Consider the following 5,472-nt stretch of genomic DNA (forward strand, 5'->3'; position numbering starts at 1 on the left):
ATGGGGTGTCTCCTCCACGATTGTGAGTGGCGGCCGGCCTGGTTTTTTATACCGGTCGCCAGGTTTCAGGCGCTCTCGAACAGTCGGGTCAGGACAAATTCGCGATGGCCCAGTGCTTCGGCAGATGTCCAGCGACCGTTGGCGGTGGCCAGCATGCATTCAAGCAGTTTGTCTCCTGCCTGGTCCAGATTGATTTCACGCTGCAGCAGGCCGGACGTATCCACATCGACGTGTTCCGACATGGTTCTGACAGTACGAGGATTGGCGCAGATCTTGATAACCGGCAGGATCGGATTGCCGATCACATTGCCCTGGCCGGTGGGGAAAAAGTGCACGGCATAGCCAGAGGCCGCGCAAAGCGTGACCATTTCGGCAGCGGCCGAAGACGAATCCATGAACCAAAGTCCTTTGCCTGTGGGCACTTCTGCCTTGTCGAGCACGCCGTCCACCATGCATTTTTTGCCGATCTTCTGGATATTGCCCAGCGCTTTTTCTTCAATCGTCGTCAGGCCACCGGCAATATTGCCTTTGGTGGGCTGCGATTCGGACAGATCAGACGTTTTCCAGCGATTGATCATGTCCTGATAGCGATTGAACATGAACATGAAGTCTTCGCGCACTTTGTCGTTGGCGCAGCGGGCCGCCACAATCTGTTCACCACCGGTCAGCTCAGAGGTTTCGCCAAACACAAGTGTATTGCCCGTGGCATACAGTTTATCAAAGGCATCGCCCACGGTTGGGTTGGCGCCGCAGCCCGATGTGGTATCGGATTCGCCACATTTGGTCGAGACCCACAGATCGGAAATGGGGCATTCAACACGCTCAATCGCCGTTGCGTAATGCACGAATTCCTTGGCTTTTTTAGACGCGCGCATAATGGTGTCGTGATCGCCGTGCAGTTCGATGGAAAAGCCCGCTACCGGTTTGCCGGTTTGGGCGATGGCGTCGACTACTTTTTTGGTCCAGCCTTCTTCAATACCGATCACGACTACGGCGGCGACGTTGGGATTGCATCCCGTGCCGATCAGCGTGCGAAAGTGCAGGTCAAGGTCGGCGCCAAATTGCAGGCGTCCGTAAGGGTGGGGAATGCCGATAGTGCCCTTGATGTTGTTGGCAACAGCTTCAACTGCTGCATTTGAAATATCGTCTACAGGCAGAATCACAACGTGATTGCGTATGCCTACGCGCCCGTTGTCTCTTCTGTAGCCGCGGAATGTGGTGTTTGAATCAATAATGGCCATGAGGAAAATCCTTGCTCTGAATGTCTGTCGATAGCGGTTGTGGCAGTGTGTTCGCAGTGCTTACCAGCGCTTGGTTTTGATGTTGTGCACATGGGCGTGGTCGCCGGCGCTGATGGGCGCAACCACTTTGCCGATATCGACACTGTATTTGAAGACGGTGTCGCCATCTTTCATGTTCACCAGGGCGACCTTGTGGCCAATGGGGATGTCCTGGGTGGCTTTGACAGTAATGATTTTGTCTTCTTCCATATTCCAACAGCTTAGCTCCATTCCGGCCGTAATTCCTTCGACGACGGCAACGGCAACGGTGTCCTTTGAATCATGCAGTACGGCATGGATCATCGTTTTCTCCTTTGATTGACAATTTGGATGTGTTTCATTTCATAGCAGATTGAATGCATGATAGTTGCAATATTCATCCAAGTCAACTAGATCATCTATATGAATTGTGTGAAAAACCATCATAAGCGATTTCCGCTGGCGCCAGGGGCGCAAGCCATGGCATCATTGCTGCAAGTCATTTAAAATCTGCCACCTATGAACAACAAAGATTTCTTTTTACCGGGTACGCCCCTTTATTTTGCAGTCAAGCAGTCGCTGCTGGCAGCGCTCGCAAGTGGCGAGTGGGTTCGCGGCCAGGCCATCCCGCCAGAGAATCAGCTGGCCGAAAAATTCGGTGTGTCTATTGGTACGTTGCGCAAGGCGGTCGATGAACTGGTCAGCGAACATATTCTGATTCGCCATCAGGGACGCGGCACGTTCGTTGCCACGCACGAGAGCGATCAGCATTTTTTCAAATTTTTCCGGATCCAGCGCCGAGATGGTTTCAAGGCGTATCCAACGACGCGCTTGCTGAAATTTCGTCGCAGGAAAGCGACGCGCGAGGCCAGCGAGCGCTTGCAATTGCCCAAAGATGCCAACGTGTTCCATTTTTTTAATCTGCTGAGTCTGAACAATGATCTGGTCATGGTTGACGAAATCCAGGTGCCGGAAATTCTTTTTGCTACATTGAATGAGCAGAGCCTGCACGAGCGTTCAAGTACGCTCTATAACTTTTATCAGAACAATTTTGGCATCAATATTGTCGATACCCGCGAAAAGCTGAGTGTTTGCCAGGCCGACAGTGCGGTGGCGGGCTGGCTGGCTGTGGCCGAAGCTACACCGTTGCTCTTGATTGACCGCACCGCCTATACCTATCAGGATCGTCCCGTGGAGTGGCGCCAGACGCGCGTCAATACTGCCAAATACGAGTACATCGCCAAAGACTGACCGGACACCGGGTTGTTGTTGTTGCTCTTGTTGCGTAGTGGGCGAAGGCAGTAGTCAGACCTCCAATCTCGTGGATCGTGTTGTCCCCAGTGAAAGACTGAACCATAAGCGTGTGCTTCACTCGGGGTCAGGCAATGCATTCAGTGCGAACACAAGTGAAATTTCCTCAAGGGGTATCAGATTGTCGTGGCCGTTTGTTCAACCAGAAAATAAAAATAACGCTGCGACTTGAATGACGCGTGCATGGGCTCTATGTTCGACACCATGCCAGTAAACAGTGCAAAGTGCGCTGTGATCGTAAGTACTCATGTCAAAACATAACGTACGGTGTATATATCGGGCTTTCATCGTTTTTTTTTACAAAAAATACAAAATAGGTGTTTCAAGACGGTGGCAATAGACAATGTTTTATATAGAATACCCCCTGTACGAATGATATTCACCTATCCATCGTACTTTTGCGCCCTGGCTCACAAGAGCCAGGGTATTTTTTGTCCTGAAGCGCACACAAGTTCAGACGGTAAGTACGTGCCAGCTAATTGAGCGCAGGTGCTGGTAAGTGATAAGTAATACACCATAAGCGCTTGCTGAATAAGCGCATTTGTTCTGGTCTGGTCTTGTTTGCAACGCGAGAAGCACAACCATTGATGTCTTCGGATGTCCGATAAACAGGCTTGGTTGCACGCGAGTGCGCGCATGAACTTACGATGAGCTGACTGTCGCCTGCGTTCGTTGTACCAGCTGTTTTGCAAGCGCCTTGCGGTCCACTTTTCCGACAGCATTTTCCGGAAGGGCATCAAGTACAAAAATAGCGGCAGGCTGATAGATTCTGGCCAGGTGTGTTTTGAGCAGGGCATGCACCTCGTCGATGTTGATGTCGCTGTTTCTTGCGGTAATGAAGGCCACAGGCACTTCGCCCAGGTCTTCATCGGGCTGGCCGATCACGCAGCAATTGGCGACGTCTGTATGCATGGCAATCACGTGCTCTATCTGTGATGGTGAAATATTTTCTCCGCCACGAATAATGACATCCTTGATGCGGCCTGTGATGTACAAAAAACCGTCTTCGTCAGCGTAGCCGATATCGCCGGTGCGTAGCGGCCCGACCTGCGGGTCCAGCTGGCCTGGTGCAGACACGCCTACATAACCCAGCATCAGGCTATCGCCATCTATACAGATCTCGCCATTGGTATGGGCTGCAGTAATGCGTTCACCATTTGTTGAAAGCAGGAAGATATCCTGGCCGCTTAGCGGCTTGCCGATAGAGCCGACTTTCCGTTGTGTCGGCGGGTTCATGGTAGAGGTGCACGTCGCCTCGGACAGGCCATAGGAAATCACCAGCGGCTGCCCGAGATAACTTTCGATTTTCTTGTGTAATTCAGTTGTGATAGGGGCAGAGCCGCAGCGGGCCAGTCGCAAGTTTCGGACAGCCTCAGCTGGCAAGGGGTGCGCCAGCATGCGTGAATACATGGTGGGCACGCCGGTAATGATGGTCGGGCCCACAGTTGCCATCAGTTGCGGCATGGCTTGGGCAGAAAAACGCGGTGCAAAATAAATGCAGGCGCCAACAGCCAGTGGGCTAAATAGCTGATTGTTCAGTCCATTGGTGTGATAAATGGGCATGACATGCAACAGCGTGTCATCTGCCGACAGTTCGGTCATTGCGATTATGCCGCGGGCGTTGTTCAGCACGCCACGATGGCTTTCCAATACGCCTTTGGGTTTGCCGGTACTGCCCGATGTAAACAGCATGAGCGCGGGGCTCAATGGCGACACGCTGGTTGGCCAGTATGGGCGCGCATCGGCCAGGGTCAATGGGTTTATGACGCGAATATCATCTGTACCTGCATCGCGCACCGGATCGTCCGAGAGCAGCCAGGTGAGCCCGCCGCTTTGCAGGCGCAGCGTCCGTTCTGTCGGGCTCAATCCGGGCTCCAGCGGGCAGGGACAGGCGCCCGCAACCATCACCGCCAGCAGCGTTATCACGGCGTCCAGTCCGCGTTCCATATTAATTGCAACGCGCATTTGTTCGCCCATGCCCACGGCCCGCAGGCGTGCGGCCAGTTGCGATACCAATGTGTACAGTTGACCGTAGCGGATTTGTGTACTGGCGTCCTGCAAGGCAATGCGGTTTTCAATCGAGGCAGTGCGCCAGATTGATTGCCAGTCATTCAGAATGGTTGAGGTTGGCCCCATCAGTGGTCTCCTAGCGCAGCGTGACCGCGGCGTCTTTTTCGAATTGCCCGTTTGGGTCGAGCGACTGCAATGCCGCGATTTCCGCCTCTGTTGGTGCTGCGGTGGGTTTGGCATCGGTGTGGTCAAAAGTAAAACCGGTTCGGCTCACCACTTCGTCTATGGATGATTCCGGATGAAATGACTGTAGCGCCAGTCGCTGGTCTTTTTTTATGAAGACGGCGATGGGTGTAACCACGCCATGAAAGCCGCCCCAGGACGTACGAAAATCCAGTTTTTCCACAAAGGTGCGCGTCGAGTGTTCGGTGCGCCAGGTGCAGGCGCGCCTGGCTGTGGGCAACATGACCGCGCCGCCACCGCCGCCGGGTAAGCGGACCTTGGGCGAATGCCAATCGCCAATGACCGAGTTGTTGGCGTTGCCTTCGCCATCGATCTGGGCTGCGCCAAGATATGTCAGATCCATTTTGCCGCGGGTGCACAGGTCATAGAAATCTTCATTGGCAAAGATGGAGGCCGATTGCTGTGCCAGCACTGGGTCGGAACTGGACAAGGGGATCATCGAAGGCGTCGGGTCCACGCCGCCAGCCACGTTGATGTAAATGAAATCCCACTCATAGGCTTTTTTTGCCATCAGGCAGGCCAGCATGGGCATGGTGGAATTGACGCCGCTGAACGTGATTTCGTTGGGGCGGATAAAGCGGGCCAGATTGGTAACGATGTAGGAGAAAGACGACCAGTTGTTTTGCATTATGCGTGTTCCTGTAATTCG

Annotated in this window: 5 protein-coding genes; 1 reads left to right on the forward strand and 4 read right to left on the reverse strand. The window is 53.4% G+C overall.

Annotation, left to right across the window (positions count from 1 at the left end; translation table 11 throughout):
- Nucleotides 1–65: 65 nt before the first annotated feature.
- Together ACTIKR_RS19280 and ACTIKR_RS19285 are read right to left on the reverse strand one after the other, a co-directional pair.
- A complete protein-coding gene (locus ACTIKR_RS19280; protein ID WP_193090436.1) occupies nucleotides 66–1,241 on the reverse strand; it encodes a UxaA family hydrolase in 1,176 nt (391 codons plus the stop codon).
- A gap of 60 nt (nucleotides 1,242–1,301) precedes the next feature.
- A complete protein-coding gene (locus ACTIKR_RS19285; protein WP_193090437.1) occupies nucleotides 1,302–1,583 on the reverse strand; it encodes a UxaA family hydrolase in 282 nt (93 codons plus the stop codon).
- A gap of 195 nt (nucleotides 1,584–1,778) precedes the next feature.
- Between ACTIKR_RS19285 and ACTIKR_RS19290 the strand changes: the two genes are divergently transcribed.
- A complete protein-coding gene (locus ACTIKR_RS19290; protein ID WP_193090438.1) occupies nucleotides 1,779–2,510 on the forward strand; it encodes a GntR family transcriptional regulator in 732 nt (243 codons plus the stop codon).
- A gap of 702 nt (nucleotides 2,511–3,212) precedes the next feature.
- Here the strand turns inward: ACTIKR_RS19290 and ACTIKR_RS19295 are convergent.
- Both ACTIKR_RS19295 and ACTIKR_RS19300 read right to left on the reverse strand, forming a co-directional pair.
- Nucleotides 3,213–4,706: a class I adenylate-forming enzyme family protein gene (locus tag ACTIKR_RS19295; protein WP_442328731.1), complete on the reverse strand. Its 1,494-nt coding sequence runs from the start codon at nucleotides 4,704–4,706 to the stop codon at nucleotides 3,213–3,215.
- A gap of 10 nt (nucleotides 4,707–4,716) precedes the next feature.
- Nucleotides 4,717–5,451 (reverse strand): CoA-transferase subunit beta, encoded by a 735-nt coding sequence (locus ACTIKR_RS19300; protein ID WP_442328732.1) that lies wholly within the window; start codon nucleotides 5,449–5,451, stop codon nucleotides 4,717–4,719.
- Nucleotides 5,452–5,472 lie beyond the last annotated feature (21 nt).

Source organism: Advenella sp. (assembly GCF_052108595.1).
In the GTDB taxonomy this organism is placed as follows: Bacteria; Pseudomonadota; Gammaproteobacteria; order Burkholderiales; family Burkholderiaceae_B; genus Advenella.

Excerpts from the sequence above, each read along its gene's own strand:
- ACTIKR_RS19280 (WP_193090436.1), bottom strand. The coding sequence starts at position 1,241 with ATGGCCATTATTGATTCAAACACCACATTCCGCGGCTACAGAAGAGAC.
- ACTIKR_RS19285 (WP_193090437.1), bottom strand. The coding sequence starts at position 1,583 with ATGATCCATGCCGTACTGCATGATTCAAAGGACACCGTTGCCGTTGCC.
- ACTIKR_RS19290 (WP_193090438.1), top strand. The coding sequence starts at position 1,779 with ATGAACAACAAAGATTTCTTTTTACCGGGTACGCCCCTTTATTTTGCA.
- ACTIKR_RS19295 (WP_442328731.1), bottom strand. The coding sequence starts at position 4,706 with ATGGGGCCAACCTCAACCATTCTGAATGACTGGCAATCAATCTGGCGC.
- ACTIKR_RS19300 (WP_442328732.1), bottom strand. The coding sequence starts at position 5,451 with ATGCAAAACAACTGGTCGTCTTTCTCCTACATCGTTACCAATCTGGCC.